This window comes from Dactylosporangium sp. NPDC049742 (assembly GCF_040674675.1).
Taxonomy (GTDB): Bacteria; Actinomycetota; Actinomycetes; order Mycobacteriales; family Micromonosporaceae; genus Dactylosporangium; species Dactylosporangium maewongense.
Genome location: NZ_JBFANF010000021.1, coordinates 139,486 through 160,724, shown reverse-complemented (window position 1 = coordinate 160,724; position 21,239 = coordinate 139,486). Strand labels below are relative to the sequence as shown.

Below are 21,239 nucleotides of genomic sequence, written 5' to 3'. Positions count from 1 at the left end.
GACGGCAGCGCGTCGACGTGACGACCGGCGCTGCTCGCCGCGTGGGAAGGGGTGTCCCGGGGTGTGCTCGACACAGCGTCGCCGACACCCAAGGCGAAGTCAATAACAAAGATTTTTAATCTATGAACTTAGAGCGCCGGAGTTTCCGGGTGCCGGGACCAGTGAAGTGGTGCCGGGTCAGCGGCTGGACTGGCGGACGGTCAGGCGCGCCGGTGCCGCCGTGACGGTGCGCGGCTCCGCTCCCGACAGGGCGTCGGCCAGGACCGATCCGACGAGCTCACCCAGCTCCTGCACGTCGTGACTGACCGCGCTCAGCGGCGGCACCGCCAGCTGGCACAGCGCCGAGTCGTCCCACGCGACGAGGGACAGCTCGGCCGGCACCGCCAGGCCGAGGCGGGCCGCCTCGTGCAGGGCGCCGAGCGCCATCACGTCGTTGTCGAAGACCAGCGCGGTCGGCCGCTCGTCGAGCGCCGCGAGGGCGGCGACGGCGCGGACGCCCGCCGCCTCGGAGTAGTCGCCGTCGAACGACGTCGTGCGGACGCCGTGCTCCGCCGCGACGGTCTCGAACGTGCGGCGCCGGATGATCGTGTGCGCCATCTGCGCCGGGCCGCCGACGTGGCCGAGATGCGTGTGGCCGGCCGCGACCAGCTCGCCGACGACGTCGCGCATGGCCACCTCGTCCTGCGTCCACACCGTCGGCAGCCCGTCGGCCGTGACCGGGTCGCCGATGACGACGCACGGCAGCCCCAGCCCCTTGACCAGCGTCACCCGCTCGTCACCGGGCAACAGGTCGATCAGGATGACGCCCTGCACCTGCCCGTACCGGGCCCAGGCCCGCATCCGCTCCACCGCCTGCGGCACCGTGGCCACGACCTGCAGCAGCACCGGCACGCCCTGCAGGACCAGCACGCGCTCGATGCCGGCGATGAACTCGTGGAAGAACGGCTCGGCGCCCAGCACCTCCGCGTCGCGCACGAGCGCGAGGCCGACCGGCGTGTCCAGCCGTGGCCCGGACGCGGATGCGGTGGGTACCGCGGGCATGCGCTCCTCCTCGCCGACGCAGTGGTCTAGCCTCGTCCCCGTAATGTAGTCGTGCGACAGCGTACGGCGAGACGAGAGGCGGTTCAGCGTGGCGCGACGGGAGTCTGCGGCCGCGGGCCCCGGTAGCCGTGCGCTCATCGTGGACCTGATCCGCTCCTCCGGGCCGATCAGCCGGGTCGAGCTGGTCAACGCGACCGGCCTGACCCAGCCGACGATCTCCAACATCGTGCGCCGCCTCATCGACGACGGGGTCGTGCGGGAGACCGGCGACACCGTCGCGACCCGCGGCAAGCCGCGCGCCATGCTGGTCATCAACTCGCGCGCCGCCTACGGGGTGGGCATCCACGTCGGCGCGGACACGCTGACGTGCGTGGTGACCGACACCCGCGGCGGCACCGTCGGCCGGCAGCTCGTCGCCGCCCCCGCCGACGGCCGGCCCGAGAGTGTCGCGGCCCGGCTCGCCACCCTGTACCACGAGGTCACCCACGGTCTGGGCCTGCCACCGCAGAGCGTGGCCGGGATGGCCGTCGTCGGGCCGGGACCGGTCGACGTGACGCGGGGCCGGTTCCTCGCCCTGCCGGGCCGGCAGGGGTCGGCCGGGCTCGACCTGACCCACGCCCTCACCGGCCGGCTCGGCGTGCCGGTCCTCGTCGACAGCGACGCCGCGGCCGCAACCGTCGGGGAGTTCTGGGGGCGGCAGGTGTCGCGGGAGCGCACCTTCGGCTGCCTGTACATGAACTCCGGCATCGGCTCCGGCGTGGTGCTGGACGGCGCCCTGCACCGCGGCGCGAGCTCCAACGCCGGCAAGCTCGGCCACGTCCCGATCGTCCGCGACGGCGAGCGGTGCCACTGCGGCAGCCGCGGGTGCCTGGAGCAGTACGCCGCGCCGCGCGTGCTCGTCGCCCGGGCCCGCGCCGTCCGGGGGCTGACCCGCCGCCTGCGCATCCGCGGCGAGGACGACGACGCGCGGGCCTTCGACGTGCTCGCCCGCGCCGCCATCTACGGCGACGAGCAGGCGCGCGCGCTGCTGGACGAGTCCGCGGCGATGCTCGCCGAGGGCGCCGTGCTGCTGGCGAACATGTGGGACATCGACACGCTCGTGCTCGCCGGGCCCGGCTTCGCCGTCGCCGGGTCGATCTACGTCACCGAGATCCGCCGCCGCCTGGCGGAGCGGGCCTTCGCCCGCGACGTGCACGACGTGCGGGTCGACCTGTCGAGCAACCCGCGCGACTCCGCCGCGATCGGCGGCGCGGCCCTGGTCCTGCAGGGTTCGGTCGCGCCCGGCCACGGCCCCGAGCTCGCCGCTCGGGTCTAGCGCCGCCCGCCGGGCCCGGGTACGGTGCACGGATCAACGACCGCCAGGTTGACGTCCCGCATCAGCACGCATAGATTATTAATCTAACTTAGTAGGGCGCTCTGGGTCATCGGCGGCCCGAGACGCCTCGCTGCCCGGCCGCATCCGCCACGGCCGGGCGCCCGTTCGCAACCGCCAACCGCCTGAGTCCTCGCCAGGCGGCACCGCCACGCGCCCTGCGAACGGCGATCACGTCGCACGAATCCGCCTTCGTGAAGGACCCCCACATGAAGTACCTCAAGGCGCTCGGCGCCGCCGGCGCCGCCCTCGCGCTCGTCTGGATCGCGGTGCCCTCGATCGCGGCACAGACCGCGGACCCTGCTGCAGTCCTGGCGGCGCGCGCCATCCACGTCGCCAAGAACGGCAACGACGCCAACGCCGGCACAGCCGCCGCGCCCTACCTGACCATCAACCGCGCCGCGCAGGACGCGCAGCCCGGCGACACCGTCTACGTGCACGCCGGGCTGTACCGCGAGACGGTCAAGCCGGCCCGCGGCGGCACCGGCGACACGACCCGCATCACCTACACCAGGGCCGGCGACGGCGACGTGGTGATCAAGGGCTCCGAGGAGGTCAACACCTGGACCCGCGGCACCGGCAACGTCTGGAGCGTCACGCTGCCCAACACGTTCTTCGGCGCCTACAACCCCTACGCGACCGGGCACCCGCAGGGCGGGGGAGGCGGCGTCTTCCCCGGCTACAACGCCGGCGACGTCTACCTCGACGAGCAGGCGTACCTGGAGAAGCCGGCGCTGAGCGACGTCCAGGCCGCGGCCGGCACCTGGTACTCGCAGGTGGGCGCGTCGAGCACGACGATCTCGGCGAACTTCGGCGGCGCCGACCCCAACGCCAGGCTGGGCGAGATCAACGTCCGCCGGCAGATCTTCGCCCCGGACGCGTGGGGCCTCGGCTACATCACCGTCGACGGATTCACGGTGAAACACGCGGCCAACACGTACTCCGACTTCCCGGACAGCCCGACGCGGCGCCAGGCCGGCGCCATCAGCGTCAACGGCGGCCTGCGGTGGATCATCCAGAACAACGTCGTGCTCAACGCCCGCACCATCGGCATCGACATCGGCCTCGGCAACGACGAATGGGCGGGCAACCGGCCCGGCACGACCCGCACCAGCTTCCGCGACACGAGCAGGTACGGCTCGCACGTCGTGCGCAACAACTACATCGGCAGGTCCGGGCAGTCCGGCATCGCCGGCGTCTTCTCCTGGAACTCCGACATCCTCTACAACATGATCGAGGACACCAACTACCGCAACGAGTTCAGCGGCGCGGAAACGGCCCCGATCAAGGTGCACTACATGAACGAGGGGCTCATCAAGGGCAACTACATCAAGAACTCCCGCGGCGGCAACTCCGCCGGCATCTGGACCGACTGGGGCAACCAGAACGTCCGCGTCACCGGCAACGTCGTCATGAACAGCCCGTGGGGCTACTACGCCGAGGCCGTGCACGGCCCGATCCTGGTGGACAACAACGTCTTCATCGGCAACAGCGACATCCGTACGCTGGACGCCACCGGCATCGTCTTCGCCAACAACCTGTTCATCGACAACGGGCGCTTCGCCATCGACGGCGGTGGCCGCGACGCCTACTACTTCCAGCCCGGCACGATGAACGAGTCGACGGCGCTCACCTCGCCGCAGAAGGACTTCTGGTTCAACAACCTCGTCCAGGGCTCGACACTGCCGGACAACGCGACCGGCAAGACACACGTGAAGGAAGGCAACTTCACCGGCGTCGTGTCCAACGTGCAGTACACCGCCACCAACACGGCGATGCAGCTGAGCTTCACCCTCAACGCCACCGGCATCAGCGGGCTGACCCCGGTCACGAAGGCCCGCGTCGGCACCATCCCGCGCGCCGACGAGAGCATCGCCGCCGACGTGACCACCGACTTCTTCGGCGGCGCGGTCAACGCCGGCAACGTGATGGCCGGCCCGTTCGCCGCCGCGAAGAACGGCGCGAACACCTTCACGCTGTGGCCGCCGGCTGGGCAGAGCGTGCCGAAGCCGCCGGCGTACCCGGCCGGGCCGGTCAACCTCGCCCGCAACTCCGGCGCCCGCGCCACGGCGTCCTATCAGGACGGTGCGTTGACGGCGGCGAACGCGATCGACGGCAACGGTGCGACGCGGTGGTCCAGTGACCACAGCAACGACAACAGCGCCTGGATCACGGTGGACCTGGGTGCGGCGTACCCGGTGACGACGGCGGTGCTGTCGTGGGAGGCGGCGTACGCCAAGGCGTACAAGGTGCAGACCTCCGACAACGGGACACAGTGGACGGACGTGTACTCCACGACCACCGGCGACGGCGGTTCGGACACGGTGACGATCGGCCGCACCACCAGGTACGTGCGGATGCAGGGGGTCACGCCGAACACGCAGTGGGGCTACTCGCTGTGGGAGTTCGAGGTGTACGGCGGAGCCGGCGGCCCGTCCTTCTACGCCGCCGCCGACTACAGCGGCGCGTCCGCGACCCTCGGCGTGGGCAGCTACGACCTGCCGCAGCTGCAGGCGGCCGGCATCGCCAACGACACGATCTCCTCGATCCGGGTGCCGGCCGGCTACTCGGTCACCGCCTACGCCGACGCGGGCTTCGCCGGCACCGCGTGGACGTTCACCGCCGACACCCCGAACCTCGTGCCGACCGGCAACAACGACGCCATCTCCTCGCTGCGCGTCACCACCCGATGAACCGGCGGCACGGCACCGCCCTCGCCGTCACGGTCGTCGCCGCGGCCGCCGTCTGGCTGTGGCCGGACGGCGACCCCGCCGGCGGCCCGACGTTCTACACCGCCCCCGGCTACGGCGGCACCGCGGCCACCCGCGGCCCCGGCAGCCACGACCTGCCGCGGCTGCCCGCGGCCGGCATCGGCAACGACGCCGTCTCCTCGATCCGGGTGCCGGCCGGCTACACGGTCACCGCCTACGCCGAAGCCGGCTTCACCGGCGCCACCTGGACCTTCACCGCCGACACCCCCGACCTCGCCCGCACGGGCAGCAACGACACCATCTCCTCGCTGCGCATCGCCCGGAAAGGAACCCCGTGAGACCGATCTCGAAACGCGGCAGACTGCTCGGCGGCGCCCTCGCCGCACTCATCGTCGTCACGGCCGCCGTACGGCTGCCGTCGGCCGCGGCCGACACCCCCGTCAACCTCGCCCGCGACCCCGGCGCCCGCGCCACCGCGTCCTACCAGGACGGTGCGTTGACGGCGGCGAACGCGATCGACGGCAACGGTGCGACGCGGTGGTCCAGTGACCACAGCAACGACAACAACGCCTGGATCACCGTGGATCTCGGTGCGGCGTACCCGGTGACGACAGCGGTGCTGTCGTGGGAGGCGGCGTACGCGAAGGCGTACAAGGTGCAGGTCTCCGACAACGGGACACAGTGGACGGACGTGTACTCCACGACCACCGGCGACGGCGGCTCCGACACCGTGACGATCGGCCGGACTACCAGGTACGTGCGGATGCAGGGGGTCACCCCGAACACGCAGTGGGGCTACTCGCTGTGGGAGTTCGAGGTGTACGGCACCGGCACGACCGGCGGCGGCACCGGCACGGCGACCGTCGCGCCCTCGAACTCCTACCCGCAGACCTACGGTGACTGGGCCAACGGGTTGCTCGCCGGCAACGGCAAGCAGGGCATCATCGTCTTCGGCAACCCGCGCAACGAGACCGTCGTGTTCAACGACAAACGGTTCTTCATGGCCCGCTCCGAGGCCCGGCCGCACCGCACCTTCAACACCGTCAGCGCGGACAACATCAACCGGATCCGCGACATGTCCATCGCCGGGCAGTACCAGCAGGCGAACCAGCTCGCCGCCGACGTCCAGGGGTACCAGGGCGGCGGCGAGGGCAGCAAACACCCCGGCTTCAAGATGACCATGCAGATGCCCGACGCCGGCGCCGTGCGCAACTACGTCCGCTCGACCGACTACGCCTCGGGTGTCGTGTCGGTGAAGTGGACCGACGACAAGGGCAGCTGGCAACGCGACTCGTTCGTGTCCAGGACCGACGGCGTCACGGTGCAGCAGCTGCCGGCACCGAGCGGGCAGCGGCTGAACGTGACGCTCGGCCTGTCGATCGACCCGGGCATGAACCTGACCAACAAGGGCGTCACCGCCACCAACGCCTCCAACACGAACTTCCTCAACCTGCGCGTGAAGTACCCCAGCGGCACCTACAACGCCGGATACGAGGGCGTCACCCGCATCGTCACCGACGGCACGAAGACCATGTCCGGCACCAACGTGACCGTCACCAACGCCACCTACGTGACGCTGCTGTCGCTCACCCAGCGGTACAACGGCACCTACAACGGCGGCGTCACCGCCGAGACGGAATGGAACCGGCAGCTGCTGCAGTCGAGGCTGTCGGCGATCACCGACTCCTACCAGGCGCTGCTGAACCGGCACACGAGCAAGCACCGGGAGATCTTCGGCCGGGTGTCGCTCGACCTCGGCGCGAGCGCGACCGACCGGGCCAAGCCCACCGAGCAGCTGCTCGCCGAGCAGAAGACCGCCGGCAACCCGGTCCCGGCACTGTACGAGCGGATGTTCTACGCCGGCCGCTACCACCTGCTGGCCTCCAGCAACGAGACGGCGGCACCGGACCTGCTGGGCAACTGGACCGGCGACAGCAACGTCGGCTGGGACGGCTACTACCACCTCGACGCGAACCTCAACCTGCAGATCTCCGGCGGCAACGTCGGCAACATGCCCGAGGCCATGGCCGGGTACTTCTACCTCAACCAGCAGTGGCAGAACGACTTCCGCACCAACGCCCGCAAACTCCTGGGCACCCGGGGCATGCTCACCGGCGGCAACACGCCCAACGAGGAAGGGCTCATCTCCAACATCAACTTCGACTACCCGTACCAGTACGTCACCGGCGGCGAATCCTGGCTCCTGCAACCGTTCTGGGAGTACTACCAGGTCACCGGCGACACGACGTTCCTCGCCGACAAGTACTACCCGCTGATCCGCGACATGGGCGACTTCTACGAGGACTTCCTCGTCAAGAAGGACGCCAACGGCCGGTACATTCTCGCCGGATCGATCTCACCGGAGAACCGGCCCGCCGGCGGCGTGCCCCTGACGAACAACTCGGTGTACGACATCTCCGGCGCCCGCTTCGCCCTGTCGACGCTCATCCAGACGAGCCGGACCCTCGGCCGTGACGCCGACAAGATCCCGGTCTGGCAGGAGAAGCTCGACCACCTGCCGCCGTACCTCGTCAACAACGACGGCGCGCTGGCCGAATGGGCGTGGCCCGGCCTGGCCAACCAGAACCAGTACCAGCACCGGCACTCCAGCGGCCTGATGCCCGTCTGGCCGTACCGCGAGATCACCCCGGAGACGAACCTCGCCCAGTACAACGCGGCCAAGGTGTTCCTGCAGAAGAAGGACGCCGGCAGCTACGAGAACGCCGGACACGGCCTGCTGCACGGCGCGCTGATCGCCGCCGACCTCAACAACGCCGACTCCGTCAACGCCAAGCTGCTGCGGTTCGCCAAGGACGACTACTACTACAGCAGCATGGCCACGTCGCACTACAACAACCACAGCGTGTTCGCCACCGACGTCGTCAACTCGGTGCCCACCATCATGATGGAGATGCTCGCCGCGACCCGGCCGGGCACCCTGGAGCTGCTGCCGGCCCTGCCCAAGAGCCTGAAGAAGGGCGCCGTCGCCGGCATGCTCGGCAAGGGCCAGTTCAAAATCGACAATCTCGTCTGGGACACCGACGCCCGCAAGGTTCAGGTCACCCTGACCTCGAGCATCGACCAGAACCTGACCCTGATCCAGCGCTCCGGCATCACGGCCGTCACCGGCGGCACCGTCCAGAGCTCACCGCTCGGCGGCATCGCCCGCGTCGTGCCGCTGCAGAAGGGCCGGACCGTCACGCTCGACCTGACGCTCGGCGCGACGGCCACCAACCTCGCCGAGGGCAAGCCCGCCACGGCGTCGTCGGAGTCCAACGCGCAACAGACCGCCGCGAAGGCCTTCGACGGCGACCAGTCCTCCCGCTGGGCCGCCAGCGAGGCCGTGGACAACTGGCTGCGGGTCGACCTCGGCACCACGTACAACCTGCGCGAGGTCGTCCTGCGCTGGGAGGCCTCCTACGCGAAGTCGTACCGGCTGCAGGCCTCCACCGACGGCACCACCTGGCGCGACGCCTACGTCCAGGCCAACTCACCCGGCGGCACGGAACGGCTGGCGGTGACCGGCCCGGCCAGATACGTCCGCATGCTGGGCACCGCCAAGTCCGGGCAGTGGGGCTACTCGCTGTACGAGATGGAGGTGTACGCCTGACCTCCCGGCCCGCACGGGAGGGGTGTCGGCGCCCCTCCCGCGCGGCCGCGGTGATGAACGCGGGCGCAACCGCGTCGATGTGGCTGCTGTCATGCTCGCGCAAGATCGCTCATGGTCAGCGCGCACGCGGGTCCGGGCCTTCGGTGATTCCCCAGGTCTCCGCGAGCCGGCCGTCTTCGATACGGAAGATCTCGATCAGCGTCGGCTGCGCGGCGCCGTCCGGGGTCGTGATCCCCTGGACGGACGAGCGGATGGCGACCTTGTCGCCGTCCACCAGCACGTCCTCGGCGACGACGCGCATGTCAGGGAACTGTGTCACGACCTGACGCCAGACCTCCTTGCCCGCCTCGAATCCGATGGTGCCGAGCGCATGGCTGTAGTAGTCCGGGGTGAACAGGCCCTCTGCCTCGTCGAACTGCCGTGTGTTGAAGCACTCCTGCATCCGCAGGACCAGTGCGCTGGCCTCGTCGCGCGTGTTCATCGCATGGTCTCCCTCGTGATAAGCGGTGCGCCGCCCCGGTTATGCCGCCAGCATACGGTGCGCCGCCCCGGTTAAGCTAGGTGTGCCATGAACAGCCAACCGCCCAAACGGGTCTTAGCGGAGTCGCCGACAGCTCCCGGCAGCGACCGGACGCTGCGAGCCGACGCGCGCCGCAATCGCGAGCGGGTCCTGCGCACGGCGCAGCGGCTGTTCGCGACGGAAGGCCTCGGCGTCTCGCTCGACGAGATCGCCCGCCGCGCCGGCGTCGGCCCCGGCACCGTCCACCGGCACTTCCCCAGCAAGGAGGCGTTGTACCTCGCCGTCGCGACCGACGAGTTCGAACAGCTCGTGGCGGAGGCGGAGGAACTCGCAACCACCGACGACCCCGCGGCCCTGTTCACGCAACTGTCCCGGATGATCGCCACGGGCGCCGAGAACGTCACCGTCAAGAGCGCCCTCGAAGCCGCCGAGCTCGACCTGCGCACCGCCGCCCCGAGGGTCGCGGCAGACCTCACCCGCCATGTCGCAGACCTGCTCGCCCGCGCGCACGCCGCCGGTGCCGTACGCCCGGACGTCACGGTCGACGACGTGATGGCGCTCGTCGCCGGCGCCTTCAGCGCGATCCGTCACGCCAACGCTGAGACCAGCCCCGAACGCTCGGCACGCATCGCCCAGATCATCCTCGACGGTCTACGCCCGCAATCGTGACGTCACGGTGCTCGACCCCGACTCCGGTTCGGGGAGCCAGGTGTCGCGCGGGTCGTCAGGCCAATCCGGAGCCAGCTCGTCCACCGCGGCGTGCAGGGCGCGCAGGCCCGGATGGTCCGCGTCGGCGCGCCAGGTCATCGCCCAGGGGAACAGCGGGACCGGCTGGACGATCGGGCGCAGCACGCCGCCCGGTACCGCCGGCTGGGTGCTCATCACGAGGATCGGACCGTTGCGGTCGACGAAGTGTTGGGCCAGTTCGTCGACGCCGTGAACGTGCGGGTGCGCGCCGGCCACGTCGATGCCGAACGGCGCGAGCAGCTGCAGCATCGCGTGCTCCCAGCCCGGGGTGGCGTGGCTGCCGGCACGGATGCACACGCCGGCACCGCGCAGCGCGTGCAGCGGGACAGCGTCAAGCTCGGCGAGCGGGTGATGCTCGGGCAGCAGCACTGCGACCGGCTCGTTGCGGACCGGACGGTGCCGTAGCCCGTCGACGTGCTGCAGGACCCGCCCGAACGTTACGTCGAGGCGCTCGGCCAACACCAAGGGCACGGCGTCGTCGGTACCGGTGTGGAACCGCGCGAAGAACTCCACCTGCGGCGCGATGCGGCGGGCGGCGGCCAGCACGAGCGCCGGGGTGAGGCCGGCACCGACGACGTCGACGGTCAGCGAGCGCGGTTCGCCGTGCAGCTCGCGCAGCGTGGTGTCGTGCAGCGCGAGCAGCTCCCGCGCCCGGACCAGCAGCGTCTGCCCCGCCGGGGTGAGCACGACCCGCCGCGTGGTCCGGTCGAGCAGGCGCACCCCGGCCCGCTCCTCCAGCCGCCGAACGTCACGGCTGAGCGCCTGCTGCGCCAGGAACAGTCGCCGCGCGGCGCGGCTGAAGTGCAACTCCTCGGCCACCACCACGAAGTGGCGCAGCAACCGGATGTCGAGATCCTCGGGCACCCGTCCGTTGTACCCGATTCACACGCGAACTGCGTCAATGCCCGCTGAACAGGTGTTGGAGTCCGGCACGCCGGCCGGGCCACGATCGGATCACCGACGACGGAGGTGGTTCGCGGTGGGCGCACGAGGCGCTGTGACGATGCAGTACGCGGCAGCGGGTGCGCTGACCGCCATGTGGGGCGCGTCGCTGCCGACGACCGACGCCCGGCTCGACCTCGGCGCGGGCCGGCTCGGCGCGGTCCTCATGGCGGTCGCGGTCGGCGCGCTCGGGGGGATGCCGGTCGCCGGCCGGCTGGCCGACCGGTGGACCGGCCGGCGGCTGCTGCGGCTGACCGCGCCGGGTGCGGCGCTCGCACTGGCCGGACCGGCGCTGGCCGGCTCGGTCGAGCTGCTCCTGGTCGCCGCCGCTGGCCTCGGCGTGCTGCTCGGCGTGCTCAACGTGGCGTTAAGCGTGCAGGCGGTGGCGGTCGAACGCGCCGCCGGCCGCCCGGTGATGGCAACGATGCACGGTGTTTGGACGCTGGGCGCGGTCGCCGCGGGCGGGGCCGTCACCGCGGGGCTGCGCGCAGGCGTGGACGGGCGGGTGTTGCTGCTGCTCGGGTCGCTCGCGCTGGCGGCGGCGGTAACCGTGGCAGGCCGCGCACTCGTCTCGCCGATGCCCCCGGTTGTGCACACGGGGCCGGACGCTGCGCCGTTGTTGGACGCCGTGCCGCCGCCGGATGCTGTACCGTCGCCGGACGCTGCGACGTCGCCCGCGGTTGTTGTCGCGCTCGGGTTGCTCGGCGCCGCCGCGTTCGTGGCCGAGGCGGCCGCGACCGACTGGGCAGGGGTCCACGCGACCCGGGTGCTCGGCGCCGACGCTGCGACGGGTTCGCTCGCGTACACCCTGTTCCTCGCCGCGATGACCGCCGTCCGCTTCATCGGCGACGCGGCCCGGTCCCGGCTCGGCGCCGCCCGCACCCTGCGGCTCGCCGGCTGCACCGCCACCGCGGGGTTCGCCCTGGTACTCCTCGCTGGTCTACTTCCGGCCACCGCGCCGTCGCGCGTCGGGTGCGCGCTGACCGGCTGGGCCCTCGCCGGCGCCGGGATCGCCATGGTCTGGCCGGTGGTGACGAGCACGCTCGGCGCCGCCGGCGGACCTGCACGGCAGCTGTCCACCGTCACCACCGTCAGCTACGGCGGCGGGCTGGTCGCACCGGCACTCATCGGCTTCGTCGCCTCCCACGCGTCACTTCCGGTCGCGCTGCTCATCCCGGCCGCACTCACAGCGGTGATCGCCGTCGGCTCACCCGCCGCCCTCGCCGCCACCACACCGTCTGACGACCGCGGCCGGGCGGGCCGTCGAACCCTGTGGTCCCGAGCTCGACGCCCCACCCGCCAGGACCCGGTCACATGCCAGGCACGGTCTTGTGGTTGACGTAGGCGACAACGGACACCGACGTGCCGTCTTCACGCAGCAGGTACGACGAGGAGAGCTCGGCCGCCTCCCCACCGGCGAGGCTGGGCGCGGACCAGTCGGTGCGGACCAGCAGGTAGTGCTCGTCGAGCCGCTGCTGTTGGGTGCTGGTGAGCTGAGCGGCCCCGTAGCCGGCGGCGGCGAACATCTGGGCTCTGCGGGGGAGTGTCGCGAGGAAGTCCGCCCGCGAGACCGGCCGGGCGCCACCCGCATCGGCGAACAGGAACGGGTCCGCGAACATCTCCACACTGCCCGCACCGCCAAGCGCGGCAAGGAACGCGCGGACGTTCGGCTCTACATCTGCCATGTGTGTCCTTTCGAAGGTGTGCACCCACGGTAGACACAAGCTCGACCTATCGTATCATAGTCGGACATAAATCTCCAGTACCGCTCGGCCCGACTTCAGGTCACCGTTTCGTTCATTAGCGCGCCGAGCCGCGCTGCACCGCAGCTCGAATTGCTTGCCGGGCAGCGGCGGTGTTACGGGTGAGTGACGCAGTCGCGGCAAGGCGGACCCGCGCAGGCCCGTCGGCGACCGCGCAGTTCTGGAACTCGCGGAGAAACGTACGGAGATACCGCAGGTAGCGGGCATTGCCGCGGTCGGGGTCAGTCAGCCGCTCAATGATCTCGTCGTAGGAATCTGCCGCCAGTTCGATGGACAAGCATGGATGAGCCTGAGCAAGGTGCCGAACGGCCGTATGAAGTGCGGCCGTGAGATGAGTGATCGCAGGTGATTGCGCGGATGGCGGTTCGGCGGTGGCGAGGTGCGCTCGGGCGGAGGCTTCCACCGTTCTCGGGCCTCTGTCAACGAGGACGATCGCGTGCCGGGTCGTGAGCGCAGGCAGGTCGCTAACGCGCATGTGCTGTGCGGACAGCAGACTCACGGCAACGGTAGTGGCCGGCGTCGTGGTGACCCAGGCCGCAAACGCCTCCGGGACCGAGACGGCGGGAAGGTATCTCCACAAAGGACTGGCTGCGATGGCGACGCCGGCCGGATGGCAATGGATGAGGTGGTTGATCAGAGTGGTTTTCCCGGTACCGTCGACACCTTCGACGAAGACGACCACCATCGCAGGCTCATCGGGGTGCTGTGGGTGTGGGAAGCCGGCGGACGAGGTCGTCGATGGCGTTGGCGGCGTAGCCGGCGAGGTGCTCGGCGGTTTCGAGGTCCGTAGCGCCGGCCCGCCGGAACGTGTCGTAGTCGCGCAACAGCTGTTGGATGGGCGCGCCTTGATGGCGCTGGCCGAGAACTTCGACGAGGGCCGGCAGGCGTAGGTCAGCCTGACTGTCGAGGGTGAGAGCAACGAGACGGGCGGCACTGCAGGCTACGGACAGGAGGCGCCGAGCGCGGTCACGGCGGTCCGAGGTGTCGTTGGCCGGTTGAGCGGTCCGGTGAGCCGCGAACGACTGCAGCACGGCCATCGCGGCGATGGTGTCGTCGCGCTGGACGGGCCGCGGCTGCGGGGCGGGTCCGGTCCCGGCGATGACGGCGACGTCGGCGCCGACGCGACGCAACGCGGTCTGCAGTTTCATGTCGTACAGCGGTCCGGCGCCGGGCACGCGTCGCCAGTCCGAGCCGGCGATGTGCAGTGAGACAGGCACCCTGAGGTGGACGGCGGCTTCGCGGACCAACGCAGCCAACGTGCCGGTGGTGTCGTCAAACCGGGGCAGCCCGTAGGCGATGAGGTCGAGATCGCTCCACCCGTCGACGAAGTCGCCGCGGGCGGCGGACCCGCAGACGGCCAGACCGGCTGCAGGATGCGGGGCCAGCAGCGGCGCGGCAGCAGTGGCGATCTCGCGGACCGCGCGGTCGAGAGCGATGCTGAACGGCAGCGGGCCGTCGCCGCGCCACGCGGCGATGCTGGCTGCGCGGTCGAGGAAGACGACGAATCCGGGGTGGCTTGCCGCTGCGGCAGCGTCGGTGGGGGTGAGCCAGCGCGCCTGGGTGAACCCTTCTCCGGCTTGAGCCGCCGTGGTGGCGTCGTCCGTGGTGAGCAGGAACCAGTCGACGGTCTTGGCGGCGGGCGTGGAGTCTCGGTCGATGAACTGGTATTGCTCACGGCCGAGGTACCCGGCGTAGCGGAGACCGGTCAGGCCGGCTTCTTCGGTGACCTCCCGTAGGGCAGCGGCCAAGGGTGCCTCGCCGGGTTCGAGCCGGCCCTTCGGGGCCACGGTCTGTCGCTCACCATTGACGCGGATCTGGTCGAGCAACAGCAGCCGCGCGTCAGTGGCACAGTTGACAACGACGGCCCCGGCAGAGGCGTACAGGCGGGTCATGCGGCTCCTTCGTGATGAGTCAGCTGGTCGAGGATCAGGTCGAGCTGGACGAGGAAGTCGTGAAGGCTGGCGTCGTTGTCGATCCAGCGATCAGCGACGGCGCGCCAGTGGTCGAGTTGCTCGGCGACCCGTTTTCGGCTGTCTTTGGCGTCCAGGACCGCCGAGGCCTGGTCGGTGCTCAGCCGACGGTCGGCAGCGAGCCGCAGCAACCTGGTCCTGCGCGGAGCGTCGACGAAGACGATCCAGCAACGTGCCGGCCAGGCGCGCCGGGTCGCCTCAGCGAGGTCGGTGTCGATGAAGCTCTCGACCAGCACCGCACGCTGGCCGGAAGGTATGGACAATGCCATTAGCCGGTCGACGAACTCCTGATGGTCGAACCCCTCTCGCACCAGTACACCTTCGTGCACGGCGGGTACGCCGGAAATGAGCGGTGCCAGGACCGTTCGAATCTTCACCCGGTACGCGCCGTAGGAAGCGAGGTGCGCGCCGGCAGTCGACTTGCCGGATTCGCTGGTACCGGCCAGCAGTAACAGCGGTGGCCGGCTCATCCCGTTACCGTCTCGACGGCGAGGCCGGCGGCGGCCGTGCTAGCTGCAAGGTCGGCGGGAGCTCCGATCCCAACTCGGAAAGCGGGCACGGAAGCGACGTGTCGCAACAAGTCGACTTGGGCGATCAATGGTGTTGTCTGTTCGGCGAGCGGACGTCTCGCCTGATCAACCACCTGGTTGACGTTCGTGAAGATCGATACGTGGTCAAGTCTCGGATCGGCCAGTTTGGAGAGATGGTCTGTGACCGCCCTGCGTAGCAGTGATCGTGCCCGGACCCCGTCGACCGGTGCGATCTGCCCTGCTCGCAACCGCTGGTCCGGGATCAGGATCAGCCCTAGCGGTGAATCGCGCGGAGCGGTCGCGACTGTCGCTTGCAACTCGCACGGGTACCGCAGCGGGGCCGAACCTGGCAAGGGGGCAAGGTATGGGGCCATGTCGGGCCGAATGTGCCAGGGCAGCGTCGGTGCCGCCGAGAGCACCACACCATCGGGCGTGGTGCGCGCGAAGGCGAACTCGTCCACCAGCAGCTGACCGCGCTCGCGGGCCATCGCGAGCGCCAGCGAGGTCTTGCCCTGCCCGAGGCCACCGTCCAGGACAGCGACTCCCGCACCACTCGCCAATGTGAACGCACTGCCGTGCAACAGCATCCGCGTGCCGGCCGACCGGTTCAGGTAAGCGATGCTGCGGGTGACGGCCTGCAGCACCCCGATCTGAACGGTAGGTCCCACCGTATCTCTCGACAGCGTCAAGCTGATCACTCCGCATGTCTCGTCGATGACAAGGCATGTCTCACCCGTACGTCGAATGACCAGCTGATGCGTCGGCTGGGCAACCGTGCTCGGACCGGCGATGCGGTCAATGAAGTCGGCGACCGCGCCGTCATCGGTGTCCACGTCGACCACGAACTCGCCGAACCGGAGCCGCCTCATGGGCGCATCACCTCCGGCTTGGTGAGCGCGAGCCACATTGAGTACGCCCCGTGCCGTGAACGCACGGGTGCGCGGCCACCAGCAAGGAGTTCCCGCTCGCTGGTGACGGTCGCGAACGTGCCCAACCCGCAGGCGCCGGCGAGCTCCTCGAGCTCGCGTGCGGTGGTCAAGTGCGCATAGCCGGGTGCGGCACCGGTTGCCTTGTTCGCCAGGTACAGGATGTCGCGGGCCGGAAGCGGCAGGGAACGGCTGCCGCCCCAACGCCGGGCCGAGCGGGCAAGCTGTTCCAGTAGATTGGCGGCGCGGACCAGGCCGAAGCGTCCTCGGTAGTACCAATTGAATGCCTCGACGAGGACGGCGCCGCCAGGCGCACACACCCGCCACAGTTCCCGCAGTGTCGCAAGGCGTTCCTGCGGCGTCGGCAGTGCGTTGAACGAGAACCGCAGACACCAGACCTGGTCGAAGCTGTCGTCCGGGAACGGCAGGTCGGTCATGCTCGCGTGGACGAACCCGACCGACGGTGCCGACGCCCGGGCGACCGAGAGGGCGGACGGGTTCACGTCGACACCGATGATGTTGCCGGCCCGAGCGGCGATCGCCCGAGTAACTCGACCGGCACCACAACCCACATCAAGAATCCGGCAGTCAGTACCGAGGAGAGTGAAAAGCTGTTCCTCGCAGGGGCGTAACGGCGCGTCCCGGTAGAAGCCGGTCTCTCCGGCGTAGTGAATCTCGTTCAACGCGCGGATCATCGATCCGTATCCGATCGCCGCGAACTGCGGTTCCAACATCATGAGTGTCGTCCTCCTAGGATTACCGCGCTCCAAATTGCTTGTGCCTGGCAGTTGAGGAGCGCGTTAAGCGGCGAAGGCTTCTCTCCGTATGCATCCAGTAACTGTGGGATGCTAGTCGATGCGAAGATCGAAGCCCAGCGGCGTAGTCGGTGAGCAGTTCGCCGGGCAGGTTGGCGATTGCAGTTGAGAGGTGTGGGGCTGGCAGCCCACCGAACATGCCTTCGTCGTGAGGTGACCGCGGTGGGAACGCTTCGCTCCGCCGCGCCCACGCGAATCCGAACAGCGCGATTCCGGCACGCCTCACTCCGGCTGCGATGTCGGCACGTCGGGTATCGACGAGGATCTCCGCACCAAGAGTGCCCAGGAATGGCTCAGACTTTGGTGTTCCAGCCATCGCCAGTGAAGTCCGTCGGTTCGGTGAGCTTGCGCAGGAACTGCTCGTCCGGGCCGCGGCGCGCTGTGATCCGTTCGCGGATGTGCCGTTCGTGACGGCGCCATGCGTTCCGGTGCAGCCGGTCTGCGGTGTCAGCGTCGACGGTGTACGGGTCGGTGCCTTCCGGGATCCAGGATTCGTCAATTGCGTCGACGTAGTCACCCGTGAAGCGGCTCAACGCATGCACCGGTGCATGGCCGGCGAAGTCCGGCGCGGTGGGCAGCCGTTTGGTCGCGTACCTCGCGCGAACGGCGATTGGTAGCCCGAGCCAGCAGTCGACAATGTCGCGGGCGATGACGGCCCTGCCGTTGTGGTCCTCGACCACGGTCGAGATGAGAGGGACCAGGTCGATGGCCACCTCGAAACACAGCAGCGCCAGTTCGAGGTCATGTGGCCTGAGGATTGCTGTGAGGCTTGAACTCATCACAATTCCCGTCGTTCGTGATTGTCGCAACGTCCGTAGTCGATGGTTGAGCGGCTCGCTGGTGACACAAGGCTACGATTGGGTGACAGAGCGCGGAACTGACCGCCGGTACGGGTATGTCGCGCAGCAAGCGGACGATCCTGGAGATGGTTGTGACACGCAAGCGGACAACACTGACTGGGAGTCCGGGTACGCGAGCGATCGGGCTGCTGTCGGGCTTTGTCCTGAAGCTCGCCCGACAGTCAACCGGTCTGACACAGGAGCGCCTGGCCGAGGAAGTCGGCGTGGACGTCACCACCGTGCAGGGCTGGGAGTCCGGCCGCCGTCCACTGGCGGCCATCAGCGCAGGAGACTTCCTGCAGCTGTGCGTCCGGTTGTCCCGGTTGGGCGCACCTGCGTCGACAGGACGCCACCTGCGGGAGGCGATTGAAGCGGATCAAGTGCTGTCGACCGGCATCACTGCCGGAGCGGCGTGGGTGAATCCGGAGATGCACCCTCTGGCCGCGAGCGTGCACCGGTGGACTTTCACCAACTTGATCACCTGGCCGATCCTCGGCAAGCTGCCGGATCACCTCCATGAGTTTGGTCGCCCGTCCACCCGGCGTGGCCCGGTGCCGACCCAGCCGACTCTGACCGTCGAGGAACGGACCCGATTCTTCGATCATCTGCTGACGGTGGCGCAGCGGGCCGCAAGCGCTGACGAGGCCCTACTGCGCCGGCAGGCGGTGTACCTGCTCGGCTTCGACGGCCGACCTGACGTCGTTGACTGGCTGCGCGCCGAGTGGCGTCGCGCCGGACGCGGCACGGTCGGCACGGTGCACATCGCGGGCATGTTGGAGGCCCGCTCAGCATCCGTGGCACTTGCCGCGGCGGGGGACAGCACGCACTTGAACGACTTCGTCAGCCACATGACCGACGGCCCCGGCGAACTGGCCAACCTGAACTACTGGGCGTACTGGATCGGCGAGCTGAGCGACGAGCAGACCAGCGACGCGTTCATGCTCGACCCCGACACGCGGTCGTGGACCGGCATCCGGCTGCTCCATCACCTGATGCGTCGCGTGCAGCCGCAATCGCCCCAACTCCCGCTGCACATCTGCACGCTGCACACGCTGGTCGCCTCGAGGCCGGCGCTGCTGAACGGGGACCCTGCCGTCCGGACTGCGCTGCGGGGCGTGGTCGATAAGCTCATGACTACCCCGACCGTGGGTCGTGCCGAACGCGATCAGTTGGTTGGCTTGCAGTACGCGGTCCGCATCGCCGACCGGTAGAGAGGACATCGACGTGCCAGGTGACGCTGAAGCGATCGCCGCGTTCGGGTATGAGCTCGGATTGTTGAAGCGCATCCGGCGATCCGGCTGGTGGCATGCGGGCGTACGCGATCCCGAGTCGGTCGCCGAGCACACGGCACGAGCCGCGCAGCTTGCCGCGATCCTCGCTGCCGAGGAAGGCGGGGATCCCGCCCGCGCGGCGTTTCTCGCGTTGTGGCACGACAGCCAGGAGACCCGCACCGGCGACCTACCACACACCGCCGTCGCGTACCTGGACAAGCCGGACCCGTCCCGGATCACCGCCGACCAGACCCGTCAGCTCCCCGAACGCAGCCGCGACGCGGTCCAGCAAGCGGTGGCCGAGTACGAGGCGCGGCAATCGCTGGAAGCGGTGTGCGCCAAAGACGCCGACAAGCTCGAGATGCTGCTGCAGGCCGTCGAGTACCGCGACACAGGCATCCATCGGGTCGACGGCTGGATCGACTCGGCCCGCACTAGCCTCCAGACCGAAACCGCCCGCCGAGTCGCCGAGGCAGCGATGACGCTGTCTCCGTTGACCTGGCGCGACCGATAGGGACTGCCGAATCCCTCAGGCTCGTTGAACGCAAGGACAATGGAGGGCCTGCTCAGGTCTTCGGCAACGATCCTGAGGCAAACTCCCCGCGTACGAGTGCGAGCGCAGCAATCCCGACGTCCGGCAACGCCAACAACAACCGACATCCCTGGCGCGTGTGCGGGAAGCGCCGTACGCCGGGTCGTGGCGTCGACAGCTGGTGGCGCGCCCCCCGCCTGCCGGTATAGCGCGGTACCCGGACCCCGCGTACGCGGGGAACACGCGGTGGCGGTGGCGGTGCTGTCGTTCCTCGGCGGACCACCCCCGCGTGCGTGGGGAACACCACCACCCCCTGTGCGGTTCGGCGACCAGCCGGGACCACCCGTGTGCATAGGGACAACTGCATCCTGGAGCTTCATGGCCAGCGCCAGGTCGCACCTTGCGCGTGCGCGGAATACCCGGAGAGCAGCGGCAGGACGCAGGACGGACCACCCCGCGTAACCGGGAGCAGGAGATCCCCAACGCCAGCCACGTGGTCGGCAGCGGACCCCCCGCGTGCGCGGGGAGCAGCGAGATGTCCAGGACGATGAGGACGTTGGGGGACCACCCCCGCGTGCGCGGGGAGCACGGCCAGATGGTCATGGGCGCGCCCTCCCGGGTGGGACCACCCCCGCGTGCGCGGGGAGCACGTCATCCGCGCGGAGACGCAGGACGGCTACCAGGGACCACCCCCGCGTGCGCGGGGAGCACGCCTCCGGGGGCCTACCCTACCCCGCAGGCCGGGACCACCCCCGCGTGCGCGGGGAGCACCGGGCGGCGCCGCCGGCAAACTCGAGGATCGCCGGACCACCCCCGCGTGCGCGGGGAGCACGCGGGGGAGCGCACGGACGGCACCCGGTTCACGGGACCACCCCCGCGTGCGCGGGGAGCACGGAAAGGTCGGATGGCTGACCGGTACGGACAGGGGACCACCCCCGCGTGCGCGGGGAGCACGTGGGATCGCCCCGGTATCCGGTCGCTCCGGTCTGGACCACCCCCGCGTGCGCGGGGAGCACGTGGAAGCCGGGGGTGCTGGCGCTGTGAGCAACGGACCACCCCCGCGTGCGCGGGGAGCACTGGCCGATGGAGGACAGTCGCGAGGCCACTCAGGGACCACCCCCGCGTGCGCGGGGAGCACCAGCCCTTGCCGTCGCCGATCGTCGGCGAGAGCGGACCACCCCCGCGTGCGCGGGGAGCACGTGCACCGGACCAGCCTCTACCGTGCGTCGGACGGACCACCCCCGCGTGCGAGGGGAGCACCTCATCCACACCGCGGACAGCGCCGCCGGCATGGGACCACCCCCGCGTGCGCGGGGAGCACGAGGACGGCCGGATGTCGTGGTCGACCCGCCGGGGACCACCCCCGCGTGCGCGGGGAGCACGGTGCGCCCGGACTTGAGCGCCCAGTCGCGCAGGGACCACCCCCGCGTGCGCGGGGAGCACGAGACGGTGAGGCCGTCCTGCCGTCGGCGCGCCGGACCACCCCCGCGTGCGCGGGGAGCACGGCTGGGTGTGCCCCAGGCTCAGCTGCACCGTCGGACCACCCCCGCGTGCGCGGGGAGCACAGGAAAAACGCGTTGGACCCCGTTTCCATCAACGGACCACCCCCGCGTGCGCGGGGAGCACACCCGCGCAATTCCCAACACATCG

At 69.9% G+C, this 21,239-nt stretch carries 18 protein-coding genes and 1 CRISPR repeat array (1 of these 19 running past the window's edge); of the genes, 8 read left to right on the top strand and 10 right to left on the bottom strand.

Annotated elements, in window-relative coordinates; genetic code table 11:
- Nucleotides 1-177 precede the first annotated feature (177 nt).
- Nucleotides 178-1,041, bottom strand: a complete 864-nt coding sequence (locus AB0J72_RS25505) for a LacI family DNA-binding transcriptional regulator (RefSeq protein WP_363402731.1) — start codon at nt 1,039-1,041, stop codon at nt 178-180.
- Between the two features lie 139 nt (nt 1,042-1,180).
- Between AB0J72_RS25505 and AB0J72_RS25500 the strand changes: the two genes are divergently transcribed.
- From AB0J72_RS25500 to AB0J72_RS25485, 4 genes are all read left to right on the top strand, one after another.
- Entirely contained in the window at nt 1,181-2,356 is a 1,176-nt protein-coding gene (locus tag AB0J72_RS25500) for an ROK family transcriptional regulator (RefSeq protein ID WP_363402729.1), read from the top strand.
- Between the two features lie 266 nt (nt 2,357-2,622).
- Nucleotides 2,623-5,106 (top strand): discoidin domain-containing protein, encoded by a 2,484-nt coding sequence (locus AB0J72_RS25495; RefSeq protein ID WP_363402727.1) that lies wholly within the window; start codon nt 2,623-2,625, stop codon nt 5,104-5,106.
- Entirely contained in the window at nt 5,103-5,462 is a 360-nt protein-coding gene (locus AB0J72_RS25490) for a hypothetical protein (RefSeq protein ID WP_363402725.1), read from the top strand. Before AB0J72_RS25495 ends, AB0J72_RS25490 begins: the two co-directional genes overlap by 4 nt.
- Nucleotides 5,459-8,734 (top strand): discoidin domain-containing protein, encoded by a 3,276-nt coding sequence (locus tag AB0J72_RS25485; protein ID WP_363402723.1) that lies wholly within the window; start codon nt 5,459-5,461, stop codon nt 8,732-8,734. The genes AB0J72_RS25490 and AB0J72_RS25485 overlap by 4 nt, the downstream gene beginning before the upstream one ends.
- 115 nt (nt 8,735-8,849) lie before the next feature.
- Here AB0J72_RS25485 and AB0J72_RS25480 read toward each other — a convergent pair whose 3' ends face one another.
- Nucleotides 8,850-9,215 (bottom strand): ester cyclase, encoded by a 366-nt coding sequence (locus AB0J72_RS25480; protein WP_363402721.1) that lies wholly within the window; start codon nt 9,213-9,215, stop codon nt 8,850-8,852.
- A gap of 87 nt (nt 9,216-9,302) precedes the next feature.
- On the opposite strand from AB0J72_RS25480, the gene AB0J72_RS25475 reads away from it, so the two are divergent.
- On the top strand, nt 9,303-9,923 hold the full coding sequence (locus AB0J72_RS25475; protein ID WP_363402719.1) for a TetR family transcriptional regulator: 621 nt from the start codon (nt 9,303-9,305) through the stop codon (nt 9,921-9,923).
- Here AB0J72_RS25475 and AB0J72_RS25470 read toward each other — a convergent pair.
- A complete protein-coding gene (locus AB0J72_RS25470) occupies nt 9,906-10,865 on the bottom strand; it encodes a LysR family transcriptional regulator (protein WP_363402717.1) in 960 nt (319 codons plus the stop codon). The two genes, AB0J72_RS25475 and AB0J72_RS25470, sit on opposite strands and share 18 nt — an antisense overlap.
- A 139-nt stretch (nt 10,866-11,004) precedes the next feature.
- On the opposite strand from AB0J72_RS25470, the gene AB0J72_RS25465 reads away from it, so the two are divergent.
- Entirely contained in the window at nt 11,005-12,282 is a 1,278-nt protein-coding gene (locus tag AB0J72_RS25465) for an MFS transporter (protein WP_363402757.1), read from the top strand.
- Here AB0J72_RS25465 and AB0J72_RS25460 read toward each other — a convergent pair.
- The 7 genes from AB0J72_RS25460 to AB0J72_RS25430 form a co-directional block, all read right to left on the bottom strand.
- Nucleotides 12,254-12,628 (bottom strand): hypothetical protein, encoded by a 375-nt coding sequence (locus AB0J72_RS25460; RefSeq protein WP_363402715.1) that lies wholly within the window; start codon nt 12,626-12,628, stop codon nt 12,254-12,256. The genes AB0J72_RS25465 and AB0J72_RS25460 overlap by 29 nt on opposite strands.
- 115 nt (nt 12,629-12,743) lie before the next feature.
- A complete protein-coding gene (locus AB0J72_RS25455; protein ID WP_363402713.1) occupies nt 12,744-13,391 on the bottom strand; it encodes a hypothetical protein in 648 nt (215 codons plus the stop codon).
- A gap of 7 nt (nt 13,392-13,398) precedes the next feature.
- Nucleotides 13,399-14,598, bottom strand: coding sequence for an NUDIX domain-containing protein (locus tag AB0J72_RS25450; protein WP_363402711.1), 1,200 nt, complete (start codon nt 14,596-14,598; stop codon nt 13,399-13,401).
- A complete protein-coding gene (locus tag AB0J72_RS25445) occupies nt 14,595-15,146 on the bottom strand; it encodes a hypothetical protein (RefSeq protein ID WP_363402709.1) in 552 nt (183 codons plus the stop codon). Before AB0J72_RS25445 ends, AB0J72_RS25450 begins: the two co-directional genes overlap by 4 nt.
- Nucleotides 15,143-16,075, bottom strand: coding sequence for a hypothetical protein (locus AB0J72_RS25440; RefSeq protein ID WP_363402707.1), 933 nt, complete (start codon nt 16,073-16,075; stop codon nt 15,143-15,145). The genes AB0J72_RS25445 and AB0J72_RS25440 overlap by 4 nt, the downstream gene beginning before the upstream one ends.
- Nucleotides 16,072-16,869 carry a class I SAM-dependent methyltransferase gene (locus tag AB0J72_RS25435; RefSeq protein ID WP_363402705.1) on the bottom strand — a complete coding sequence of 266 codons (798 nt, stop codon included), beginning with the start codon at nt 16,867-16,869 and terminating at the stop codon, nt 16,072-16,074. Before AB0J72_RS25435 ends, AB0J72_RS25440 begins: the two co-directional genes overlap by 4 nt.
- A gap of 371 nt (nt 16,870-17,240) precedes the next feature.
- Nucleotides 17,241-17,660, bottom strand: coding sequence for a hypothetical protein (locus AB0J72_RS25430; RefSeq protein ID WP_363402703.1), 420 nt, complete (start codon nt 17,658-17,660; stop codon nt 17,241-17,243).
- 182 nt (nt 17,661-17,842) lie between these two features.
- Here AB0J72_RS25430 and AB0J72_RS25425 point away from each other — a divergent pair, with 182 nt between their 5' ends.
- Entirely contained in the window at nt 17,843-18,997 is a 1,155-nt protein-coding gene (locus tag AB0J72_RS25425) for a helix-turn-helix transcriptional regulator (protein WP_363402701.1), read from the top strand.
- A gap of 7 nt (nt 18,998-19,004) precedes the next feature.
- The gene (locus AB0J72_RS25420; RefSeq protein ID WP_363402755.1) at nt 19,005-19,571 is read left to right on the top strand and encodes an HD domain-containing protein; all 567 of its coding nucleotides are present in this window, start codon (nt 19,005-19,007) and stop codon (nt 19,569-19,571) included.
- Between the two features lie 462 nt (nt 19,572-20,033).
- A CRISPR array of direct repeats spans nt 20,034-21,239; the repeat unit is 28 nt; unit sequence GGACCACCCCCGCGTGCGCGGGGAGCAC (it continues 2,111 nt past the right edge of the window).